The sequence below is a fragment of the Cohnella massiliensis genome (genome assembly GCF_900169535.1).
GTDB classification, from domain to species: domain Bacteria; phylum Bacillota; class Bacilli; order Paenibacillales; family Paenibacillaceae; genus Cohnella; species Cohnella algarum.
In genome coordinates this window covers 1,173,348-1,194,678 of record NZ_LT821259.1, presented here as the reverse complement: position 1 = coordinate 1,194,678, position 21,331 = coordinate 1,173,348, and the positions used below count along the sequence as shown (strand labels likewise).

21 protein-coding genes are annotated in these 21,331 nt (G+C 50.8%); all 21 read right to left on the bottom strand.

Going from position 1 to position 21,331, the window contains the following annotated elements; translation table 11 throughout:
- Positions 1–184: 184 nt before the first annotated feature.
- A complete protein-coding gene (locus tag B7E11_RS19335) occupies positions 185–835 on the bottom strand; it encodes an ATP-binding protein (protein ID WP_213084145.1) in 651 nt (216 codons plus the stop codon).
- A 146-nt stretch (positions 836–981) separates the two neighbouring features.
- Positions 982–2,328 (bottom strand): ISLre2-like element ISTco1 family transposase, encoded by a 1,347-nt coding sequence (locus B7E11_RS19330; RefSeq protein WP_080837639.1) that lies wholly within the window; start codon positions 2,326–2,328, stop codon positions 982–984.
- 104 nt (positions 2,329–2,432) lie between these two features.
- Positions 2,433–3,536, bottom strand: a complete 1,104-nt coding sequence (locus B7E11_RS19325; RefSeq protein ID WP_080837637.1) for an ATP-binding protein — start codon at positions 3,534–3,536, stop codon at positions 2,433–2,435.
- A gap of 16 nt (positions 3,537–3,552) precedes the next feature.
- On the bottom strand, positions 3,553–4,503 hold the full coding sequence (locus B7E11_RS19320) for an SIR2 family protein (RefSeq protein WP_080837634.1): 951 nt from the start codon (positions 4,501–4,503) through the stop codon (positions 3,553–3,555).
- Positions 4,504–4,779: 276 nt separating this feature from the next.
- Entirely contained in the window at positions 4,780–5,019 is a 240-nt protein-coding gene (locus B7E11_RS19315; protein WP_080837631.1) for a hypothetical protein, read from the bottom strand.
- Positions 5,020–5,559: 540 nt separating this feature from the next.
- On the bottom strand, positions 5,560–6,582 hold the full coding sequence (locus B7E11_RS19305; protein ID WP_080837624.1) for a tyrosine-type recombinase/integrase: 1,023 nt from the start codon (positions 6,580–6,582) through the stop codon (positions 5,560–5,562).
- 16 nt (positions 6,583–6,598) lie between these two features.
- A complete protein-coding gene (locus B7E11_RS19300) occupies positions 6,599–6,793 on the bottom strand; it encodes a hypothetical protein (RefSeq protein WP_080837622.1) in 195 nt (64 codons plus the stop codon).
- Between the two features lie 424 nt (positions 6,794–7,217).
- A complete protein-coding gene (locus B7E11_RS19295) occupies positions 7,218–7,466 on the bottom strand; it encodes a DUF2442 domain-containing protein (protein ID WP_080837618.1) in 249 nt (82 codons plus the stop codon).
- Positions 7,467–7,482: 16 nt separating this feature from the next.
- Positions 7,483–7,710: a DUF4160 domain-containing protein gene (locus B7E11_RS31025; RefSeq protein WP_425430079.1), complete on the bottom strand. Its 228-nt coding sequence runs from the start codon at positions 7,708–7,710 to the stop codon at positions 7,483–7,485.
- A gap of 193 nt (positions 7,711–7,903) precedes the next feature.
- Entirely contained in the window at positions 7,904–8,236 is a 333-nt protein-coding gene (locus B7E11_RS19285; protein WP_139787259.1) for a DUF6809 family protein, read from the bottom strand.
- 96 nt (positions 8,237–8,332) lie between these two features.
- On the bottom strand, positions 8,333–8,635 hold the full coding sequence (locus B7E11_RS19280; protein ID WP_080837611.1) for a DUF7678 domain-containing protein: 303 nt from the start codon (positions 8,633–8,635) through the stop codon (positions 8,333–8,335).
- Between the two features lie 53 nt (positions 8,636–8,688).
- Positions 8,689–8,844: a hypothetical protein gene (locus tag B7E11_RS29685; protein ID WP_176220820.1), complete on the bottom strand. Its 156-nt coding sequence runs from the start codon at positions 8,842–8,844 to the stop codon at positions 8,689–8,691.
- 37 nt (positions 8,845–8,881) lie between these two features.
- Positions 8,882–9,280, bottom strand: a complete 399-nt coding sequence (locus B7E11_RS30390; protein WP_245809770.1) for a hypothetical protein — start codon at positions 9,278–9,280, stop codon at positions 8,882–8,884.
- A 504-nt stretch (positions 9,281–9,784) separates the two neighbouring features.
- Positions 9,785–13,600, bottom strand: coding sequence for a DUF5704 domain-containing protein (locus B7E11_RS19270; protein WP_245809769.1), 3,816 nt, complete (start codon positions 13,598–13,600; stop codon positions 9,785–9,787).
- 2 nt (positions 13,601–13,602) lie between these two features.
- On the bottom strand, positions 13,603–14,820 hold the full coding sequence (locus B7E11_RS19265) for a copper amine oxidase N-terminal domain-containing protein (protein ID WP_245809768.1): 1,218 nt from the start codon (positions 14,818–14,820) through the stop codon (positions 13,603–13,605).
- Positions 14,821–14,847: 27 nt separating this feature from the next.
- Positions 14,848–15,831: a hypothetical protein gene (locus B7E11_RS19260; RefSeq protein WP_080837608.1), complete on the bottom strand. Its 984-nt coding sequence runs from the start codon at positions 15,829–15,831 to the stop codon at positions 14,848–14,850.
- The gene (locus B7E11_RS19255) at positions 15,818–16,366 is read right to left on the bottom strand and encodes a hypothetical protein (RefSeq protein WP_080837607.1); all 549 of its coding nucleotides are present in this window, start codon (positions 16,364–16,366) and stop codon (positions 15,818–15,820) included. Before B7E11_RS19255 ends, B7E11_RS19260 begins: the two co-directional genes overlap by 14 nt.
- A complete protein-coding gene (locus tag B7E11_RS19250) occupies positions 16,363–16,761 on the bottom strand; it encodes a hypothetical protein (protein WP_080837603.1) in 399 nt (132 codons plus the stop codon). The genes B7E11_RS19255 and B7E11_RS19250 overlap by 4 nt, the downstream gene beginning before the upstream one ends.
- Before the next feature lie 74 nt (positions 16,762–16,835).
- A complete protein-coding gene (locus B7E11_RS19245; RefSeq protein ID WP_080837601.1) occupies positions 16,836–17,315 on the bottom strand; it encodes an ABC transporter permease in 480 nt (159 codons plus the stop codon).
- An 82-nt stretch (positions 17,316–17,397) separates the two neighbouring features.
- Positions 17,398–19,467: a hypothetical protein gene (locus tag B7E11_RS19240; RefSeq protein ID WP_080837598.1), complete on the bottom strand. Its 2,070-nt coding sequence runs from the start codon at positions 19,465–19,467 to the stop codon at positions 17,398–17,400.
- Positions 19,457–21,328: an ATPase, T2SS/T4P/T4SS family gene (locus tag B7E11_RS19235; RefSeq protein ID WP_176220819.1), complete on the bottom strand. Its 1,872-nt coding sequence runs from the start codon at positions 21,326–21,328 to the stop codon at positions 19,457–19,459. The genes B7E11_RS19240 and B7E11_RS19235 overlap by 11 nt, the downstream gene beginning before the upstream one ends.
- Between the last annotated feature and the right edge of the window lie 3 nt (positions 21,329–21,331).

The window sequence follows — 21,331 nt, the reverse complement described above, 5'->3', positions numbered from 1 at the left end:
CTGATACTGCGACCATAATACATTACTCAATAATACCATTCAATGATTAATAATTCTCTCGTTATTATCTCGTTACCACGCAATTTTTCAGCAAATTTATAGTACTACAACGAAAGTCCCGACTAAACAAGAATTTAACAAGCTTATCTTTCATTGAAAATATCTGTAAGTCAATATTCAACATCTAATTTCTCTCAAGTAAACTTTGCATTCTCCAAGATCTTACGGCTCTACTTACCGCATTATCTTTGTTACAAACTTTCCATTCATCCCAAAAATCTATTGTACCACTATTAGGCTTATTATTAGGCTCTGCAATCCTAATTCTACTTGGAAGTAAACTTGCATCTCCAACAACAAGTGCTTCTCCAGTATCAAGTACAGGTAATAGTTCTGTAAAACCTCCAAGATTATCTGGCAACAATCTTTTGATAACATTTTGGTCGTCGGCGTTTGATAACCTTAACGCAATAAAATTATTACACTGACTCAATATTGTTTTATTTACCTCAGATGGTCTTTGGCTGATTACAACTAATCCAACACCGTACTTCCTTCCTTCTTTTGCTATTCTTTCAAAATATCTTTGCGAAGAATCGTATGCACCAGAACCATTCACATTTTGAGGTATGTAGAGATGTGCTTCATCACAAAGTAAAGCAACCGGATGTCTATCTGACTTTTCGGTCCATTGTTGAATAGAAAAAATTAAACTCGCTACTCTACCCACAACTAAAGGTAGTATGTCAGAAGGAACTTCTGAGAAGTCAATTATCTTAACTCCACCCTTTTTATCTTGTTGATTATCTCTACCACAAATTAATGCAATTGCCAATTTATCGAGCCACCCTGTCAGTGTCAAGCTAGCGTGGGCAGTCATTTAAGATGCCTGGAACGCGAACCCCGAAGGAACCTCTTCCTTGTAAGCGCTTTGCTTCGTTCTTTCATCAAACACAAGTGATTTGTCAGAATTTTTTGCCGTTATCCGCGAAGTGCTTTGAGTGCCATACCCGTTGTGCTGCTTTGCTTCGGTCCTTGCAGCATGCGAATCATTCCAGCGATACAACCCTTGACCGGTTGCGTCACGTTCTTGAGCAATTGCCGCATGTTTATCGACTGCTGCGGCGTTGCCTGCTTACTCGCTTGTCCTTCAACCGTTCTTACCACCGTGCCCGCTTCTTGAATCCTCATCATCGTCCTCAGCATCGCCCTGACGCCTCGCTCACTCCAACTGTACCCGCCACGCTTCGTCCGCTTGGCGAATATACGCATCTGCGATTCCGCGCTTCCCATCGGGCGCATACCGCTTGTGTCGATCCCCTTCGCCTGGAGTGTTTTTCGGTAGTCGTCCAAATGCTTCTCATGCCGCTTTAGAAATCTTTTATACGGCTTCCAATCCTTCCGGTTCTCTTCCGCTATCTCTTGCTCCGACACCCCTCCGAGGCCCGCCATAAGCGCGGCTGCATCCTGTTTGGCCAAAGACCGTCTCACGGTCTCCCACACCTGCGGCAAATGACCAACAAAGCGTTTCAAATCACGCGCCACATGAAAGCGGTCCAGCATGTACAGACATTGGTGAAAGTAGGATGTACATTCCCCGATCCACGCCGCGCCGTCTCCGTTCACCACAAGCCACGTGTTCTCGTCGATTTCGTAACGCTCCACCAGAAAGTCCCCGAACCCTTCCCAGAAGTCGCCGCCGCTCGTATGCAGGTAATGCTGTTTGTTCTTCAGCTGTACCCGCTTGCCGTTCTTCTCCCAGCCTTCGTGTACGACTGCAATTGCGTTCTCCATCCCGCGCTTTTTGCTCCGCTGCAGCTTCGTGTACAGCCCATCCACTTCCACGAACAGCACGCGGGCAGCGCGCCGTTTCACCGCTGGCATCGGCTGTTGCGCACGCTCCATCAGTTTTTCCCTGATCGCTTGGTGGCTCAGCACATTGTAGCCCAAAAGCTGCTCCAGCCTCTTTGCGCTGTCCCGGTACGACGGTCCTTGGCTTGCGAATGCGATTGCTGTCTCTTCCAAATGCGGACTGACTTTCCCGCGCCCTTCGAATTGCAACAGCTGATCCAGCAGATACACGTGTTTGCCGCTTCTACGGTCACAGTACAATCTCCGCTTAAAGCGCACATTCCCGAACACTGTGTTGACGCTTGTTTCACGCTCGTCCTTTACTCGATAACGCTCTCGGTCCCGTTGCTCCAGGATCTGCTGATCCAGCGCCTCCAGTACCTGCTTCATCGCACGAGCGAATTCCTCCTGCATTTTCCGGAAAATCCATTGCTCAATCTCTTTCATCGTCGGCATTGTTGTGGTAAAGTGGCTCACAGGAGCTTCCTCCTTCTTGGTGTGTTGTGCGCAAACATCACTTTACCAAGGGAGAAGCTCTTTTTCTATATCCGCTTTTTCCAATTCCTACACCCACAGAGATTTTACACTATCAGCCACCCTAGTTCGTTTACTCGCGATGGAGGATTCATCATAAATGCTAGTCTACGATCAGATCTTTTATTTTCTAGTCTTGCAATAAACCTACTTAGTTTACCATGGAACTCACCTTGTTTTTCTCCCCTAGTGCCAGTTACCATCTCTGTATTCAGTCTATTCAATTCACTTAAGACTGAGTCAATACTATACGGAATTGGGCTATCTATAGTAAAATTTGTAATTAATTCCTGTTCACCAACATTCTCTAAATAGCTCAACTTTGCCGAAGTCACCGCTCTTGATAAAACCATTGATTGATTAGGCGCATTTTGATCACTTCTATCCACTAGCATGCTAGTCATATCTTCATAACTTAATAGCCAATACGGAAAATACAGAACTCCATCTTCAATATCTCCATCGGTTAATACCTCAGTTGGCCCTGCAACCTTATAATGTTTTATACCGTCATCGTTTAAGTTTTTATATTCACCATGGAGGTCAAACAATATTGCATTTGAGTTGGGTAATTCAGCAATCTGTTCTATTAATCTAGCGGTTGTCCAAGACTTCCCTGAACCTGTACTGCCCACTATCACCGCATGTCGTTGAAAGAATTTATTTGCATCTAAATATGCGGTAGCATTATCATCTAAAGTATAGTTACCGAGACTTAACGAATTTTCTTGCTCTCCTGTTTGAAATGAAATTGCTTGCATAAATCTTGACAATCTTTCGCCCTCGATTGGATAACATTCCGCATCAATTTCAGGAACAGTCTCAAGTGTTCTTCTAAACACATTAGTTTTCATTAATATTCTGTCAAAGAATGTACCAATTAATGTGATCCTTACTGTATTGTTTTCTTGAATTTCTTCACCATCAGTCTCATTTTCCGTTAGATTTTCAGGATCAGTTGTTTTTCTTATTATTTTATGTATTATCCCAATGAGATGTTGCCCTGCCCTACTGCTTCTCAAAGCAACCAAACGGTTTACTTGCATTTTCCTTAGTACTTCGACATTGTTTACGAGTAAAGTAACGCTGGCAGTATCTACTGCCATAACTTTTCCCAACAATTCATCTTCTGAATATTGAAAAATTGTCATTTCGTTGCCTCCTTACTTACATCACAAGTTTTATTAATTCTTCAAGAGACCAAAATGATAAATCTTCAACAATTTCTTCTGCATCGTGGTACACTATTCTCGTTCCACTATTGAATTCTTCGATACCAATAACATTAGGTGCTGTTGCACTTTTAATAAATCTCATTGCACTTTCTGACAATGACTTTGTGGCGATTAAAATGGGTATCCTTCCCTGTCTCAACCTGTCGTTTAATTTGGGTTGTATATGTCTATCATTAAACCCATATCCCACACACAATATTGAATTTGCTGTTTCAAAGGCTATATCCGCTCTAGCTATGATGCTTCTAAAAGGATCATTATGGGTATGCTCATACTTTCTTATTCCCGGCGTTACCATTAATGGGGTCATTGCAATCTTATCCTCTGATATAATATCTGGTATGCCTACTACATTAACTCCATCCAATAGAAACCAGTCGAGAGAACCATGGACTTTTAAAAGTTCGACTGGTTCAATTAAACGTCGATTAAATCCCTTAAAGGTCTTTTGGTATTCACCTGAAAAGCCCGTGTTAAAATTTAAAAATGCTTGCTCGATGGCATATTCCGCCAAACGATCATAATTAGTAGTAACTACTTTTATTGTTTGGTGAGCTGTTCTACTAAAAAATTGAAGTAGTCTACCGAGCGGTAGATTGATTTCTTTTTTCACGATTGAATTAAAAACTTCTAAATCTTGTCTTAGAATCAACTCTCTTGTACTATTGATTATTTTTTTCTCTAGTCTTTCTGATATGGTAACCCTATGTAAAGCTGTCTCAAGATCAGTACCTGATTCCAGCTCAGATTTGAATTCATTCCATTCTTGATGGTCTTCCAGATCCGGAGTTATGCTTTGCACAAGGTGCGTAGCCAATTGTGACATACCAGCAAAACCATAAGCAGCTGATGCGCCACTACCCAAAACAATTACAGGGACCAAAGATATACATCTTTGAATAAAGCTTAAACTTTTTTCAGATATTTTTGTGCTCAGACGGACCTCCCACTCTTTCTACGTTAATTTCTATTATTCGACGCCCTCCAACAATTACCATTGTAACAATATCAAAGTATTTTGTAAAATAATCATTGCTACTTATAATACGGTTCCCCCTGATTGATCCGCACTGCAAGATAATTCTGTTCTGACAGCATGAGCTACATGAGCTGATGCGAATAAGTTAGCCTCACGAAGCTCACTTCTTGTCGGCGCGTTTTAGCACTGCGTCAGACACCTCAAGCGAACGCCGATCACGAAGGCGATGCTGCTTTCCCTTAGGTGCCGAGCTCCAGTTGTGTGGCGTTCCTCCGACGACCACAGCTCGCCACTGCGGTCGCCCTTGCTGCCGCGCTGAGTAGCTCCGGCGCCTTCTAGTCGGGCACTTGTCAGCGCCACACGTTCGTATGGGCTGGCCGCTTCAATCAACTTACCGACGTCAACGATCCAAACCTGCATCCGCTCAAATCCTCCTGAACATTAAAAATCGACATTTCCCCAACGTATCGCAACCGCCGCACAACACAAATAAGCCCCTACCAACCATCCGAAACCTTTTTATGATCGGGTTAGTATAGGGACGCACAAGAGTATCACATCGATTTATATTTTGTCTTTACATGGGAATGTTTGTTCTTGTTCAGCCGAATGACTAGTGATATAATACCAATTAGAGAGGTGGTGATAATATGTCTGACAAATTAAAACCAGGAACTCCAGCACCAAAGTCTGGCCAATATAGTGTCGTCGGTCCAAGGGGTGGTGACAAAGGAAGAGAAATAACTTCGACCCAAGGGAAGCCTTTGCCTCCGACACAAAAACCAGGGGAAGGTTACAAACTGGTTGACCCCACCAAACATAAAAAATAAATGGAGGCCGACATGTACAGGAGTTATGCCTTCTCATGTACCGCTGTTAAAGAACTAACAAACATTCCTTAAACCATTCACCTTTATGTGGGGAGTGGTTTTTATTTCAAGGTTGAGGTATCATGATTACTTATTTCTGAGTTTTCCCCCGAAATAAATGTGTAAGCGGCGATGCCTTGGCATGCTGAATTTTCTTCTCCGGGTTCCAGAGATTCACATAACGTTTCACCATGTCCTGGGTCGTGTGCCCCAGAATCTCTTGAAGACTAAACGGATCGCCACCATTTAAAATATAAAGCTTCGCAAACGTATGCCGCAGCGTATGAGGACTTACCCGAACATCCTTGATTCCTGCCTTTGCCCCATACTCTTGAATGATATCCTGAACAGTTCGTATTTTCAGCGCTTGACCGTCGATTGTGACAAACAGCCAATCTGAGGCCAACTCTCCTCGAATTTTTATATACTTCATGAGAATCTTGCGAACTTCGTCGCTAAACGGAACATCGCGAGGCCGGCGGCTTTTTCCCAATACGCCGGTTAAAAAACACGATTTCATTTCAACTTGGTTCAATTTCAGGGCTATAACCTCTCCTAACCGCAATCCGGTGTCCAGCATTAAAGCTAACATCGCGTAATCTCGAAAACCTGTAAATTTTTGTTGATCAGGCTGGACCAGAAGCTGCATGATTTGTTCTTCCGTCAGAGAAAAAATCGTCGTCTGTTGCCCGGTTCGCGTCTTCAGCAGAACAGTCGGATTTTTCAAGATCCAGCCTTCTCGCTGGAGAAAGGAAAAGAATCGTTTCAGTGTTTGAATTCGATTATTGATGGTATTCAGCGCATAACCTTTTGTTTCCACCATGTACATCACAAAATGTTTGCGAATTGCCTCTACCGAAACGTCCTCCACACTGGGTGTCAGTCCCTGCTCCACCATCGCTCGTTTGTAACTGTCCAAATTTTCCTTTTCAAATTGGACGGTACGATCAGAAGCGGTTTCCGCCTGCTTCGCCCGAATGTAGATATCGACTGCCTCGTCCCAGCTTAATTTTGCTCCTGATCCTTTGAAGGATTCCATATCAATAACAAGGTTGTTTTTGCGTCTGATCGGCTTGAATGGTTCCTGTGGAAACGAAATCAAATTGCTGCTCATGTCGACTCCTCCCTCCTCATGAAATCGACTTCTCCACGATAGAGATCACGTTGAAATCACTCGCCCGTCGTTTCAACCGATACACTTGCTCCAGCCGTTCGGCCGCCTTCTGCCGCGCCAATGACTCCACTTCGAACCGCTTCTCGGCAACAACCGTAACCCGAAGGCGGAAGCCGTCCGTTTTCAATTCACATTCATAATGTTGGGCCAATGACCTCCTCCTCCCTCATCTGGCACTTGCGCCGCGCGACTTGGAATTTGAACGGCAAGTCAAGCAGTACGCCTGACCTTTGTACACCCGATCGTATATGTCCGGATCGACTTGAATGGTTTTCCCGCATTGTCGACATGTAAACGGAGTGCGCTTCATGCAAATCCCCCGTTCCATTGGCCGCCCCGGAGGACGGTTTTCAATTCCTCGCAATGAAAAAAGAGAAGATTCTTCTCGAACCTTCCCTTGGCGGAACACTTAATGGACATGATCGTACGAGGATGGGCAGGCAGTTCTCACGATTCAACGAAAAGATAAGGTCTTTCCCATTCGTTTACCATCGGCTTGCCTGAAAATAAAAAAAGGATCCGGTAAAGGAACCTTCTTCACAACTATCCATTTGAATCTATACAGCCCCGAAATATTAAATAGTATGCGGCTGGCTGTTCTGATACAGGACATCCGGATCCAAATCGATCTCCCCGGGCCAGACGATCGTTCCGGCATCTTGGTCTACCTTCACTTGTTTAAAAAAGTGTTCGTTTTTTAAAGGCTCAAACACAGGGCCGTGGATGAAGGGACGAATGTCCACGATTCGGCGCTCTCCCGATTCAAATTCAAGCATTAAATGGAAGGATTTCAACGGTTGAACATTGCGGATTCCATGCAACATCAACTCATCACCTCGCTCAGGACAAAGGCGGGATGCGAAACAACGTTTCTCCCGCTTGGGCTCGTTTCCAATTTTCCTGTAATTCCACTGTATGCATTTGCACCCACACTGTCAACCGGCTGGCGACGTTCGGCGGCAAATATCCCGCAATGACGTTTCCCGAAAAGTCCACGGCCGCGTTGTACGCACCCCGGACATGAATATGCGGCGGGGAATGGTCCTGGTAATACATATAGATTTTCATCCCGAGAAATTCGCAAATGATAGGCATGAGTCACACTCCCGCGTGATTCAAGTGTTGGATACTTTTGATCGCAAAGAAGCCGCCCCAAGGGGACGGCTCATTGTTTCCTGCGAAAACAGGCTGGCATATTTGCAAAGCAGCCGCTTTTCGGGCAAAGAAATACCCACCGGATCCAACGGGCATCACTCGGCGATCAAGAATTATGGGGAGTCTCCGCATTTCCGAACCGTTCGCCGTCAGGAATCTGGCTGGTCAATTCATCCAGACAGGCATACATGTGAAATCCGTCCAGAAACCCGCGCACGTACATCTCCTCTTTTTCGACGGACTCCTGAAAGGCCATTTGATCCTCCCATTCGCAAAACATGCGGCGCTGTTCTTCGGAGAATGTCTTATTGAGCTGTTCAAGCAGCTCGGAAGCCTGTTTCCATGCCGCCTTGTGCCTAGGATGCGCATGCATGCGCTGGCCGATCACATCGATTCGGTTGCGGACAGCCTGAATCAACCATGGAGGTACACCATCCACACCCATTTCTCCTTTCCTCGGAAGGTGTGTCGATCTTACCTCTGCTTCGACCGGCGTGGCAAGTCTTTTCTCGCGTAAAGGCTTCTATTTATCGTCTTATCGCCGCGCCTCGAATGACCAGTCGACGCTCTTTCCGTCAAAATGGCGTACCGTTTTCTCCACAACCGCACGGATGCGATTATCGTTCGGCGGGCCGCCGTCCCATCCCCGGTCGTAGTTGGCCAGATTGCGGTTGAATCCGGCAGACCGATCCGGATACACGATTAAACGGCTGATTCTCCCTTCAGCAATCCCGTACTTGGACGGATCCGAAAAAACTTGAGCTTGAACAAAATAACCGTCCACCTCGCCTTCGAACAACCGGCCCATGAACCATGGACCCTTCTCTTGAAATGACATGTTCATCCCTCCCCAATTGAAAAGGACACGATCGTTCACCGACCCGGTCCCTCTTAATCGTAAGGCTGGTTTTCTTTTACCTTGCCGCACTTGTCGCATTTCACCGTACACGTGCGGGGGTAGTTTAACTTTTCAATGCCGCTTAAATGCTTCGGATACTCCTCCACCTTGACGACGAGAAAAATACCGCCGCAAGCGCATTTGAACACACCACTCACCTCCTCCTTTCTGTTTCAAGCTTCTCTGTCATTCCATCCGGAAATCTTGGCCATTTAGCACCCCGCGCAATGCCCGTTCCAATTGCCTGTCCGTGGCATCCATGATAGATTGCGGATTGTATCCTTTGTCCCTCGCAAAAGCGGCAAGATCCCGACGGAAATTTACATCCGAAACACAATGAGACACGACCAGCACGGTGATCCAATCCTTCGGCAAAGAAATTGGGTTCTTCATCGCCCGCCCCCATTTCCGGTCAATGTTTATGGGTAAAACTTCAAAGCCTGCATTTCTTTCAATAGCTTTATTGCAGAGAAAAAATCCGCCAATAATTTCGGATTTCATCCAGTTCCCCGCTATGCCATAGACTTTTTCCGGCACGCGTTTCAAATTGCCATTGCCATTGGTTAAATCGATCACGGCGCACATAAACGGTAACCGGGTTGCCGTATTTATCTTTGGTATGCATTTGAACGACATTCTGACTGATTGGCATCGTTTCGATGAAGCCGGCGCACATAAACGGTAACCCGGTTGCCGTATTTATCTTTGGTATGCATTTGAACGACATTCTGACTGATTGGCATCGTTTCGATGAAGAATAAAAATTGGGACTGGTTCATCGAGTCCCCCCCCCCCCCGTTCGATGGAGTGAATCTTTCCGTCTTGTCATTTTGCAAACAACGCTTCGGTAGCTGCCAGACTCATTGACTACCCGGCGATCCCCGATCGCCCGGCCAATGGGAACGCTATTCATCATACCGTAAATGGCATCGCTGTCGGCGTTCGTGTAAAACAGGCGGCTGGACCGGACAAAAGCATCCGCCGCCGGACGGGATGTCGTACATGCGCATTCCTCCATAGACACGAAAAGAACCCCTGCGTACAGGAGTCCTTTTCGTGTAAAGTGATTAAGAGAAAAATAAACCCGAACTAATGCGTTCCGCCCGTGCCGAAGTCATCGTACGAGGACTGGTCGGCGTGGTAGAACACGATGTCTCCGTCCTTGAGTTGAAACGTCACGCCGTACGGATCGGTGAAGCTGCGCTGGAAGCCTTCCATTTGCCATTGGTTGTCGAGCGGCCCGTAAATGTATTGTAGATGCGGGACGCTTAAGTCTTTGTTGCGAATCGTTTCCAGGTTGAAGTTGACGATAATATAACCGTCTTTCAGGAAGACCGGGGAATTGTCGGTCAACCCGTTTTTTCGCCCGTACGCTGCCAAATTGAATCCTTTCGGCACGACATACGGCGCGGCGGGAAGGCTGTACTCGCCAAACCAGTGCTGCACCGATGCGTTCGCGCGCGCCGCATTCACACCGGCCGGCACATCCGTCGGACCCGTAAAGGTGCGAAGCTGCGGCGGCAGCAGCATGATGTCGTAGCCTCCGACATACGTGGGCTTCCGGGCATCTTTCAAATACTGGTCGACAAACGCCTGCTTCGTGCCGGAACCGCCGCCCAGGCTCCACAAAGTGTCGGCCGTACGGATCAACTCCTGCTGGGACACGTTTCGCAGCCGGGTATCGAGCGTAATCGTCCGCCGCTCCACATCATCGGCGGACCCGATCCGGATAAATTTTTTCGTGCCGGAGTGGTAGTACAGATCGACCTCCTGACGGTTCTTGCCCTTGCTGTCCACAAAATAGAACGTCGGGGTAATCCGGATGCCGTCGCCCGAACCGAACATGTTTCCTTTCGTCATGACTTCGAATTTCACATGATATCCCGTCTTCACCGTCACATTTTTCTTTCCCGCCTCCGGATGGCTTCCCTGACGAACCGGCAGCACAAACGGAGGCTGGTTGCCTCGCGCCGCGCCGTCGATGCCTTTCGTGCCGACCCAATAGACGTTGCCGGTTGGCGTCGCACTGCCCTTCTGCGTCCGGAACACCGTCTCCCAGTTGAAATCGGCGATGTCGGTGATGCGAAAATCGTACAGACGGCCGATCACTTCCACCGGAACGACCTGGGTGGCGACATGATTCGGCACGTCCAGATTGGCATTCATTTGCGTCGTAAAGCCGGATGCCGGGCTGTTCTCGGCAAAGGTGCGGAACAACACGTCATAGTTGCCTTCATCGACCCAAACCGGCAAATAGAACGTCATTTGCGCCTGGCCGACCGGAATCGACGTCCATGTTTCTTTCGGAATAAACGTGGATTTATCTGCGCTGTACACATCGAACGGGAACCATACCTGCTTGTCTTTCGTGTATTTGGCATAATCCCGGTCGCCGTACCCCTTGATCTCCCGGTGCTGTCCGCTGGTCGGCACCGTAACGGTAAACGGCCGGTCCAGGATGAGGGCGGATCGTCCCGCCGTCGATTTCGTTTTCTGGTTGTGGGCCCGATCGTCTGAAATGGCGGCGTAGTTCACCACAGGCGTATGCACGGTCACCGGATTGATGCCGCCAATTGGGAACGTTTTGTTCTCGCCGCCGCGTATGCCTTTGATCAAGGCATACGCGATGGCGCCCGAGCTTGGCTGGCTCGCTTTGTTCGTTTTGGAAGCGTCGATGAGGTAGCCTGCGCCATACAGCACATCCGGACCGATTGTCGGCGGAACCGGAATCGCGTCCGGCGCCGGTCCCTTTTCCTCGACCACCTGGCTGTCCATGATCGTGTTTCCGTTAAAGACCAGCGAGTCGTTTTTTACCTTGATTTTGCCGATCGCCTTCTCCGCTTCGTTTTTCCAATCCTCATCCGGAACGGCAGGTCGGCTGGAACCGCCGGAAATGGTTTGTCCGGGCAGCGTCACATTCGCATAAACGGGATCGGTGATATGCGAATCCAGCGAAGCGTCATGGGCGGCGGACACGGTTGGCGGCGAATACCCATTCGGTTGCAAGGTAACCGTTCCCGAAGGCAAGGCATAATTGGACACCGTTGCTTTTTGAATGCCGTACACTTCAAGATTTTGGATCGTCCAGAAACTATATTTGCGCTCTACCGTGTACGACTTGGTGACGGTTCGGGTGTCCGAACGCGGGACGGCAACGGTGGTCGGATTCCCGTTCGCATCCGGCGGACCGGCATGTATCTCTGTCCAGGTCAGCGTATACGTTTTGCTCACCTGAATCGGATAAGACTTCGTACCGGACATCTCCGTAAACGTGTTGCGATACAAGTACGATTTCGCAGTAGCATTGACATACAGACTTTCCGAAGTGGGAATGCCCTTCAGCACATCGAATTTTTCCGCGCCGCGCGTATCCGCCCGAATGACCGCCGTAACGTTCGGGTCCATCACCTCGGCCTGCCGGGATGCGCCCGGTGTTGCAGGTTCTCCGCCATCCGATTTTCGCACCGTATGGTCCGAAGTGGAATCGCCGGTGTTGCCGTCCGCATCTTTGACGACGACGGTGATCTGCACCGTCACCTTGTCGCCGGATGTAAACGGGATTTTGATCGGAATCGTTTTACTGGCCGATGTGCCGGAGAGCGATCCGGTTTTGTCGCCGGCATTTGCAAGCCTCGCATTTCGGATATCCGTAATCTCGTACGACTTCAGTTCTTTTAATGCCTTGGCTTCAAACACAAAATCCCCGTCGACTTCCGTGACCGTCTGGTCTACCGTCTCCGGCGCTTCGATCCGGGACGCGACGGTTACCGAGGAGGGGATTTTGTAGATGCCGACAAAGTTGGAGCCGCCTGCCGCTACGGTAATCGATCGTTCCCGCAGCTTGGGGTCCCCCTTTTCCTGAATAAACAACTTCTCGTCCGGCTTGTTGTTGTTCGTAATATAGGAACGGACAATTTCGTAGGTTTGGCCGTTTTGGGTAATTTGCTGTTCAAAAGTATGGTCGGCCTCTGCGCCGGCGGCGAACTTGCCTTTGTCGACTTCCTTCAGCTTGGTGCCGTCTTCCTTCTGGTAGATCGCTTTGACCGGATTGTCCTGTTCCTTGTATTCGGCGATAATGTCGGCTCCGCTCAAATATACATGGATATGACGGTCAAGCAGATTTTCCTGCCCCTTGTCCCGGACAAACTTCCTGGTCTCGGGATTGTTTTTGGACACGATATACGACCGGACGATCTCGTATGTTTTGCCGCCGGACTCGAATGTTTCCTTGAACGTATGCTCAATCTCTTCCCCGGCTTTATAATCGCCTTTATGGAAAGTGCAAGCCGGATCCGCAATCACCGTGCCCAATTCGGTTTTGCAGACGATATCGACCGGAAAATCCGGGCTGTCGTACGTCACGGGAACGCCGAAGTAATCATCCAGATCTTCAGGATGCGCCCACGGCTGCGCCTTCTTGATCGCATCCAGCGTGTAATACGGCCCACCGATTTGTTTGCCGTTTTGGGTAACGATCATGATCGCGTAGAGATAAAGCTGGTCGTTCTGCTGAATGCCTTCCAAACCATTGTCAGTCAGTGTCTTCGTGACCCTCGCTTCCGGGACTTCGAAAAACGTAGTAACCGGTGTTCCCGGCGCCGGATTCGACGGATACTGGTCCGTTTGTTCCAGCCCTTCGATCGGCGCCGAACCCTCTCCCGTAGGGTTGCAGTGTTTTCCTTCCGAATCGTACGTACAGACAGACGAATCTTCCCTTCGCACCGTCCAACCGACCGTTTTGTAGCGGATTCCCGACGAGGCCGCCGTACTTATAATGTTAAATGTTATTTTGCCGCTTGTAATCCGAACTTTGGGCACTTCGGCATGAACACGAAAGGAAAGAAAGGACAGCAAAAAAGTGCATGCAAGCAGCATGCACATCCCTATTTTGGTTCCTTTATTCATTTCTATTCTACCTTTCGGATGATAGAATTAAAAAACAAGCTCGCGCCCGGACTTACCTTTAAAGTCGTACCCCAGTCTCCTCCGACGTTTGTATCCATTACAATATCCGAATACCCTTCATACCAAACGCCTTTTTCAAAAGGAGTATCGTTAGGAACCCACATGTCATTTTCCAATTTCATATCACCGGGAAACCAGGTATCGTAAACAAGGGTTTTGTGTTGTTTGAAGTGGTTGAACTTGATTCTGAACTTGGATCGAACGTTAAATCCTCCGAATCCGTCCTGATAAATCATGGACGGCTCCGGATCAAGATAGCCTTCGATCGCGATTTCATTTTCTTTCACCCAGTCCACATATTTTTGGGCCGCTTTCAGTTTCCCGACATTGCCGTCCGACTGCACCTCGGCCAGCTTTTCCGCCCACGTATAATCGATCGTCCTGTAGTCGACATTGAGCCATAACGCTCCGAAAGCTTTTAACCGCCCCATCCAGATATCAATATTTTCTTTCTTGAATTCGGGCCAGTTGGCGTACATGTCAGCCGATACGGTCCTTTCCTTGACATCGGGATGAGAAAACGGATATTTCATTTCGTACATCTCATTCGGCACATCGGCCAAAATATACGGATAGTCCTTCGCGTTTTTCGGCAAGTCGGTGGTGCGAATGAGGCGTCCCCAGGGATCGTACTTGGCCTGCGGATCTTCTTTGGTGGTAATATACACCGTTGACGTCGCTTCGTCCCACTTCACTTCCGCACCCAACACTTCGCTGACAAACCGCAGCGGGACGAATGTTCTGCCGCCGCTCATGATCGCCTGCGTGTCAAAAGTGACTTCTTGATCATTGACGAGCGCCTTGTTCGCGCCGATGGTCAGCAGAATACGCCGATCGCCCCGTTCAATCGGCACGCTCATCGTTTCCGGTTCCCAGCCTACTTTGGCGTTCATTTTTTCAGCCACAAATCGCACGGGCACGAGCGTCCGGTTATTCTCGTCCACAAACGCCTGCGCATCGGGAAACCAAATTTTCTGTCCATCCAGCACCACGCTGACGAAGCTCGGGGCCGTTGCCGCGGCGCCGGACATGCCCGGCATGAGACCGAACAAAATGGCCGACACCAAGCTTGCGATCGCCCACTTACGCACTTCCATCCGCTCCTTTCGCGGTTTTTTCGGGAATATCAGGAAAATTTCGACTGTTTTTGTCTCCATCATATATCTGCATCCCTAACCTGTCCACCCTTATCCCCCACGATTGACACAGCTTAATGGACGGTATCCTTTCGCCGCGGCCGCTTTCTCGCTGGCGAATGTCTCCTCTACCGGATAGGGGTACGAACAGGTATCACGATAATACACCTTCATGCCGTCCTTCATCGCGCCGATGATGACCGGCTTTTTCAACACGCGGCTGCCGCCAAGCGCATAGTTGTTGTACCGCTTGCTGCCCAGCGGGATGCCTTGCACAAAGGCCATGACGCCGACATCATTAATCGTGTTGTTCCATTCTTCGGCGCTGATCGTCGGCAGCGTAAAGGTGTAGGAAATGCCGTGCCTCGAAACGTACCGGTTATACCGGTTGATCCGGTATGCCAGTTCGTTTTGAATCGCGCTCACAATCGTGCTGCGGCGTACTTGCTCGAACAGTTCCGGATCGCGCAGGAGCGGAATCGTGGTCTGTTGCCGGAGTTCCGACCGGAACCCTTCGCGCCAGGTCCGGCTGACCGCTTCATACGCGACCACGTAATCGTCCAACGTGAAGGACAGGCTGTTTCCCAGCGCATCGGCATAGGCGTACGGCTTTTTCGCCCACCATAAGGGCCGCATTTCCGTTTCGCCGGATGCGTTCGTAAATTCTTCTTCCGCATACACATAAAACCCGTCATATCCGATGATCGCAACCGCCGGAATGTAGCGATTCAGCACGCCCTGCGCGATGGGGTCGTCCGTGATGCCGAAGTTCATGTACAAAGTCCGGTAAAACGCGGCGATGGCCTCTTCCTTGTTCACCCGCATCCGTTTGATCGATTCGTATTGCGCTTCCTCCGCCTGGTTGACGTTGATCGGCAGCGACTGCGCCGCGTCGTCCACCGCCGCATCCAGCGCGGCGTCATAGCGCAGTTCCGTGATCATCGCCCGACGCTGCGTCTCGGCATCGATCCGATTGGCGACGAAAAACGGAAGCAAAACGAGCACCCCGACGACCGCCCAGTTAATCATCTTCATTGCGAACAACGCCTCCGTAAGGAATCACGATTTTTTCATTCGGACTGATGGCATTGTTCAAAAAATCGTGCAAAATCGTTCCGTTCGTCCGGTTCGTATTTTTCACCACGACATAAAACGTATCGCCCGCATGCAGCCTGTAGCGGCGAGACGGATCGTCCTTGCCGGCCGCGCTGTCCGGAAACAGCACCGGCAAAATCTGCGCATTGTAGAACATATCGTAGTGCACGTCATATTCGCCCCGGAATGTTTCCGGGCGCGATGGATCGTCGTAGACCGGATCGTACCGTTTTTGTCCGTGCTCCATCTGCACATCGAAAGTGTTTCCCGTCGCATGGATGGCTTGCAGGAAGTCATCGTACATGACCGGGGAAATGTACCCTTTGTCGCGCACCGCATCGACAAACGAAGTCGTCGCCCGCAGCACGACCAGTTCCGACACGTCATCCTGCTGGTCGAACGCGGCGGAAACCGGAAAGATATATAATAGAAGAATCGCCATCAGGACCGCAAACACTTTGAGAAAACTGTTCATCGCGCACCTCGCGACGTGAAGACGATTCGCCGCAACTGCCCGTCCGGACCGCGCTCGTAAACGGGAACATACCGGTCAGTCACGCGAATGCCGGATGCCGCAAGTTGATCCCGCTCGATCGTTGTGGCGTACCCGACGCCGTCCACCACCATTTCCGTTCCGATGTCCCCGATGCGGGCGAGCGATTGCAGCACTTCCGCGCCGGACACGCTGCCGTCTCCGCCAAGCGGGGACAGCGTCTGGTGAACGCTTCGATCCTGCGCGGTCCCGGTTGCAACGGCCGTTTCCAGCGCGGCCGCGCCGCTTTGAAACAGCAGCAGACCCGTGGTGGCCGCCATCGCAAAGACGAGAAAAGCGAAGCTCATGTCGATCATCGTTCGCACGGAATGACCCATGGACTGTCCTCCTTCCCGAAGAAAGAGACATGCCCGATCGCGCGAAGCGAAGGGCATGTCCCCCTTCTCCGTTCTTACTGCTGCCGGAACACGATTCCGCGAATGACGTTGCTGCTGTCCTTGACCAGTTGCGACCGGAATTTGCCGCTCGGGTTCACATAATTCACGTCGGCCTCGTTTACGGTATCATCGAGCCGGCCGGGAGCCGGACCGACAACCGACCCGTACGTAATGCTGTCCAGCGGAACGCCTAAATTGAGGACCTTGCCGTACCACTGACCGGCCGGATTTTTCCCGGTGATGATTTGGATGCCAAACTGATCTTCGCCGCTGAATTTGCGCAGCGCATTGACGACCTGGCTTCCGGAAAGAACCGTGTTGTCGTAGACGGTAAACTGCATCTGCGAAAGCTCCGTCTGCAGGTTGCTGAAATTGCTCTGCGCCGCTTTGGTGGAATCTTGCGCGGAAATAAAAAGGATGACGGCGAGCGTGATGAGAGCGACGGCCAAAAAAATGCCGGCCGCCATCACAATCGCTTTTTGCGCGTTGGACATGGGACACCTCTCCTTGTTCACATGGTTTGAAACACAAAAAGAGCCTTCCAACTTGAAAGGCTCCACCCTTAACGTGACTTGGTTACTGAATTCGCTGAATCTGCTCGTAATACACCGACATTTGATCCAGGCTGACATAAACGAACGGAAAAACGAGATAGCCAAATATGAGGGACATCATCGGCGCAAAGCCGATCATTCTTCCCCATCCCGCTTTCGCTTCGATCAGCCGCTCGTAATCCTGTTTGCGCTGCTCCTGGGCAAAAAGCCGTTCGGATTCCAGATCGTCGAACGCCTGCCGGATCGGAATGTTCTCCACCGCCAGCTGCAATTTTTCCACGGTGCGCACGAACGGCAAAAACGGCGCTTCTTCTTTCAATTGCTCGAGCGCCTGTACCGCACCGTGCTCATAATGCAGCAGGCAATGCTGAATCGGTTCCTTGAACAAGAACGCGAACCGCTCCATCCATTCCAGCAGATGCTCCACCGACATCCGGTCCATTTCCGCCAGCATGCCGATGACGGCATGGAGCTGATCGACTTCATGCTTCATCTCCATCTGCCGCATCCGCCGCTCGAACATCAGCACGCCGACCGGCGCATAGTAGCCGCCCCATCCCGCCAGAAGCGCCAGCAAGATTTCCCACCACTTCAGGTACTCGCCGTTCAAAGCTTCCAGTTTGCGCATGATGCGCTGCGCGGCGGCACGAAGCTGCGCTTCATCCCTGGCAAGTTGCGGATCCTTCCCGAGCTCCGCCATCACCTTCTCATTGGCGCGTTGGTTCATTCCTTTTACATCCGCGATGATCCGCCGGTCAAGCGCTGCCGCTTCCTTCGCTTTTTCTTCTTCCCCTGCAGGCAGCCGCCCGAACATCGTATCCGGCGTTGCTATAGCGTAGAGCACATGGTGTCTGGCAACCCCATGCAGCGCAACAAACAACCCCAGCGCAAGGACAAAAGCCAGTACGCCCAGCGCCACACGCTGCACCAAAAACCACTCCGGCCGAAGCGGCGAATTCGTTTCCTTGAGCAGCATGGCGATGCGCGCAGCTTCCCGCGTGCCGGGCGCCGGGGCCAACCGGTCGACGATCCATCGCATCCATGGCAGCTCGTACGCCTGCCGTTCCAACTTTCGCCGTTTTCTTTTGTGCTCGCCGCCCAGTTCCTGCATTTTACGAAGCAGGATATACGATCCGAGAATGATCAGCAGGATGGCGATTTTCGTCATCCATCCGAGCTTGCCTCCGTAGAAATCGTCCATTGCCGGAAAATAGCGGCTGGCCCAGCTTTCGATCGGCTTCGTAAACAAAAGCGGAATCAGTGCGATGGCGGTCAGTCCCTGCAGCAAATAGCTCAACTTTTCCCGTCGCAAAATGTCCAGATTCAGTTCGGTCGCAAGCCGTCCGAGCGCATGGAGGTACAACGACCCGTTTTGCACGATCTTGTCCCCGTATTCCTTGACCAAATACGAAAGTCCGGCCAGCCCCTTGAGAAAACGGTTCGGAGCGGTTTCATAATATTGCTCGAGCCTTTCTTCCGGATGGCTGGCGGTGAGCACGGAATGGATTTCCAGTCCGTGCAGCGCCATTTCGTACGGCGCGGCATCCGCCGCGTCGTAGATCGCTTCCTCCACCATCCGATGCCGATGGTAATGGTGGCGGATATCGGCCAAAAAATGACGAAGTTGGCGCAGCAGCCGGTTTTCCAGCCGATGGACCATACTGTCGGCCAATATCCCGTGACCGACCCAAACCCCGATGAAGAGCAACAGAAGCGTCGTCGGGTCGCGGATCCATACCATGAAGGGCACTGCGGCCGCAAGCAGTAAGCCCCATGCCGCCAGGGCGATCTTCATCGTCTCGAGCCGCAGTTTCCATTCGTCGTACAGCTGCAGCACCGACAGCCGTCTGCGGATGGTTGTCACGTAGGCGCGAAGCAGCGGCACCCGTTCGCAAGCCGCATACATCCGTTGCAAGCCGCTGTACACGGCCTGTTTGCCGGACGCTTTGCCGGGAAGCCGGAGTTCCTCGTATTCCCGTATCGAGCCCGCTCCCGTATTGCGGCGGGACAGCCATTGGAAGAGGATCACGGATAAGAGAAACAACACGACCGCCGCGCCAAGCAGAGTCGTCAAGAACGATTTACTGTCCATGCCGATCCCCCCAGTTGGCGGCAAGGAATGCCATGAAGGCCGCGCGGTCCGCTTCCGACATATGCTCCGACATTTCCTTCACGTTTCGGTTCGAAAGGGGAAGCGCCGCCTCGTACCGTCCATTCCGGAATTCGACCACATTCCGCTCTTCATACAGCTGCCGGTCCGTCGAACGGCGAAAATATTCGGTCGCCGTTTCCATAAACGCCGCCAGCTTGTCCTCCAGCGTCTCCGCTTCCCTGTAGGAATCGGGATAGCCCATCTCCCGGTCGAGCGGCACGCATTCGGTAATGCGTTCGATATAACGGTGGCCATTGTAATCGCGTTTCCAATGAATGTCGAAGTTGAGCACGCTGATCACCTGCTGCTCGGCGATTTTTTCGTTCCGGAACACGCCGGTTTTGAGCAGCGAATTCCTTAGCGAAAACACCAGATCGCGGAGCGTTTTCGCATGATGCGTAAACAGCGTGAACAAGGACGCGACCTGCGCCATCTGGATCATCCACGCCGCGACCGGATCGGTCGCCACTTCGCCGAGGATGTTCACGGTGCCGTCCGTTTTTTTCTGGATGTCGAGCCCGTCCTGACCGGAGATCGTTTCCGTTTCCCGAAAACTCAGGATGTTGCGATCTTTGTATATTTTCCGCAGGTGAAGCTCGAAGCTCATTTCCTGCACCCGTATCGGATACGTCGCGGGAATGTAACGCACCATCGCCATGAGCAGCGTCGTCTTCCCACTCCCCTGCGCGCCGGTGATTGCGGTGATCCGCGCGCCTTTGACGAGATACTGGATGAGCCGGATCGGCAGCTGCGCATTTTCATCCCGAATGAGCTGCTCAAGCGTCGCATTTTGCACATCGAATTTGCGCACAAAAAACGCCCACGATTCCGAGAACCGGGGGCGCAGCACGACGACGCGGGAACCGTCGGCCATTTCATTGACTTTAAAACCGCTTGCTTCCGACAGCTGTCCGGGATAATTGTGCTTGTATATATTTTGACAGACGCGTTTCAACTCTTGCTCCGATCCGAAGGACAGAAAGCTCAAATGAATGGACTTCCCTTTATAGAAAATCCAGACGCTGTCGTGGGACTTCGGCACTTCCCGCAGCAGCGAATTCGCCTGAAACTCCCATTCTTCTTCCCATACCGAAGGCGGCAAGCCGGAGACGCCGCCCGATACGCCATCGATTTTCATATCCCGGATTTCGTCCACGACGCTGAAGCCTTTGTAGTGCTGGTAGATGCGTTGAACCACGATGTGCAGCTTGTCCTCAAAGTTCAGCCGCCGCGCTTCTTTTTTGTAGATCTCGCGGATCTCTTCGGCGGTGATCCGATACGATTCGGTTTGCCCGTCCTCGATCCCGAGCTTGGGCCGGTCCAAATCGTATTTGCGAATCAGTTCGCCGAGCGCATCGTAGCGGTACCGTTTCTTGTACTGATAGAGTAAAATGTCGAACTGGTCTTGCGGTGAAAGCTCGTAAGGATCGTCAAACGGAAGGATTTGGTTGATGTTCGTTTCATCCAGCTTGTACATTTGAAGGATCAGATCGTACAAAAACTGCTTCACATACACTTTGTCTCTTATATCTCCGGACGTGCAGCCGCGCAGCGCTTTTTTGAGTTCCGCCCGCTTGTTTTTGCGGCGGCGAAATTGTTCTTCGGACAAACCGAGGTCGTGCAGGTTGCTGCTCGTCAAATCGTGCAGCGCCTGTTTCACGTAGTCCGTCATCGCCTCGATCGAATAGACCTGTTCCCCGGCCGGCCTCTCGGGCTTGCGTCCGCTCATCCAAAAATAAAGCAGCGCCGCGACCAGCGACAGAAGGAGGACAATGAAAAGCCCATTTACCAGGTAAATCAACCG

Excerpts from the sequence above, each read along its gene's own strand:
- B7E11_RS19240 (WP_080837598.1), bottom strand. The coding sequence starts at position 19,467 with ATGGACAGTAAATCGTTCTTGACGACTCTGCTTGGCGCGGCGGTCGTG.
- B7E11_RS19260 (WP_080837608.1), bottom strand. The coding sequence starts at position 15,831 with ATGAAGATGATTAACTGGGCGGTCGTCGGGGTGCTCGTTTTGCTTCCG.
- B7E11_RS19270 (WP_245809769.1), bottom strand. The coding sequence starts at position 13,600 with ATGAATAAAGGAACCAAAATAGGGATGTGCATGCTGCTTGCATGCACT.
- B7E11_RS19305 (WP_080837624.1), bottom strand. The coding sequence starts at position 6,582 with ATGAGCAGCAATTTGATTTCGTTTCCACAGGAACCATTCAAGCCGATC.
- B7E11_RS19280 (WP_080837611.1), bottom strand. The coding sequence starts at position 8,635 with ATGTCATTTCAAGAGAAGGGTCCATGGTTCATGGGCCGGTTGTTCGAA.
- B7E11_RS19315 (WP_080837631.1), bottom strand. The coding sequence starts at position 5,019 with ATGCAGGTTTGGATCGTTGACGTCGGTAAGTTGATTGAAGCGGCCAGC.
- B7E11_RS19245 (WP_080837601.1), bottom strand. The coding sequence starts at position 17,315 with ATGTCCAACGCGCAAAAAGCGATTGTGATGGCGGCCGGCATTTTTTTG.
- B7E11_RS31025 (WP_425430079.1), bottom strand. The coding sequence starts at position 7,710 with ATGAAAATCTATATGTATTACCAGGACCATTCCCCGCCGCATATTCAT.
- B7E11_RS30390 (WP_245809770.1), bottom strand. The coding sequence starts at position 9,280 with ATGTGCGCCGTGATCGATTTAACCAATGGCAATGGCAATTTGAAACGC.
- B7E11_RS19295 (WP_080837618.1), bottom strand. The coding sequence starts at position 7,466 with ATGTTGCATGGAATCCGCAATGTTCAACCGTTGAAATCCTTCCATTTA.
- B7E11_RS19325 (WP_080837637.1), bottom strand. The coding sequence starts at position 3,536 with ATGACAATTTTTCAATATTCAGAAGATGAATTGTTGGGAAAAGTTATG.
- B7E11_RS19250 (WP_080837603.1), bottom strand. The coding sequence starts at position 16,761 with ATGGGTCATTCCGTGCGAACGATGATCGACATGAGCTTCGCTTTTCTC.
- B7E11_RS19255 (WP_080837607.1), bottom strand. The coding sequence starts at position 16,366 with ATGAACAGTTTTCTCAAAGTGTTTGCGGTCCTGATGGCGATTCTTCTA.
- B7E11_RS19265 (WP_245809768.1), bottom strand. The coding sequence starts at position 14,820 with ATGATGGAGACAAAAACAGTCGAAATTTTCCTGATATTCCCGAAAAAA.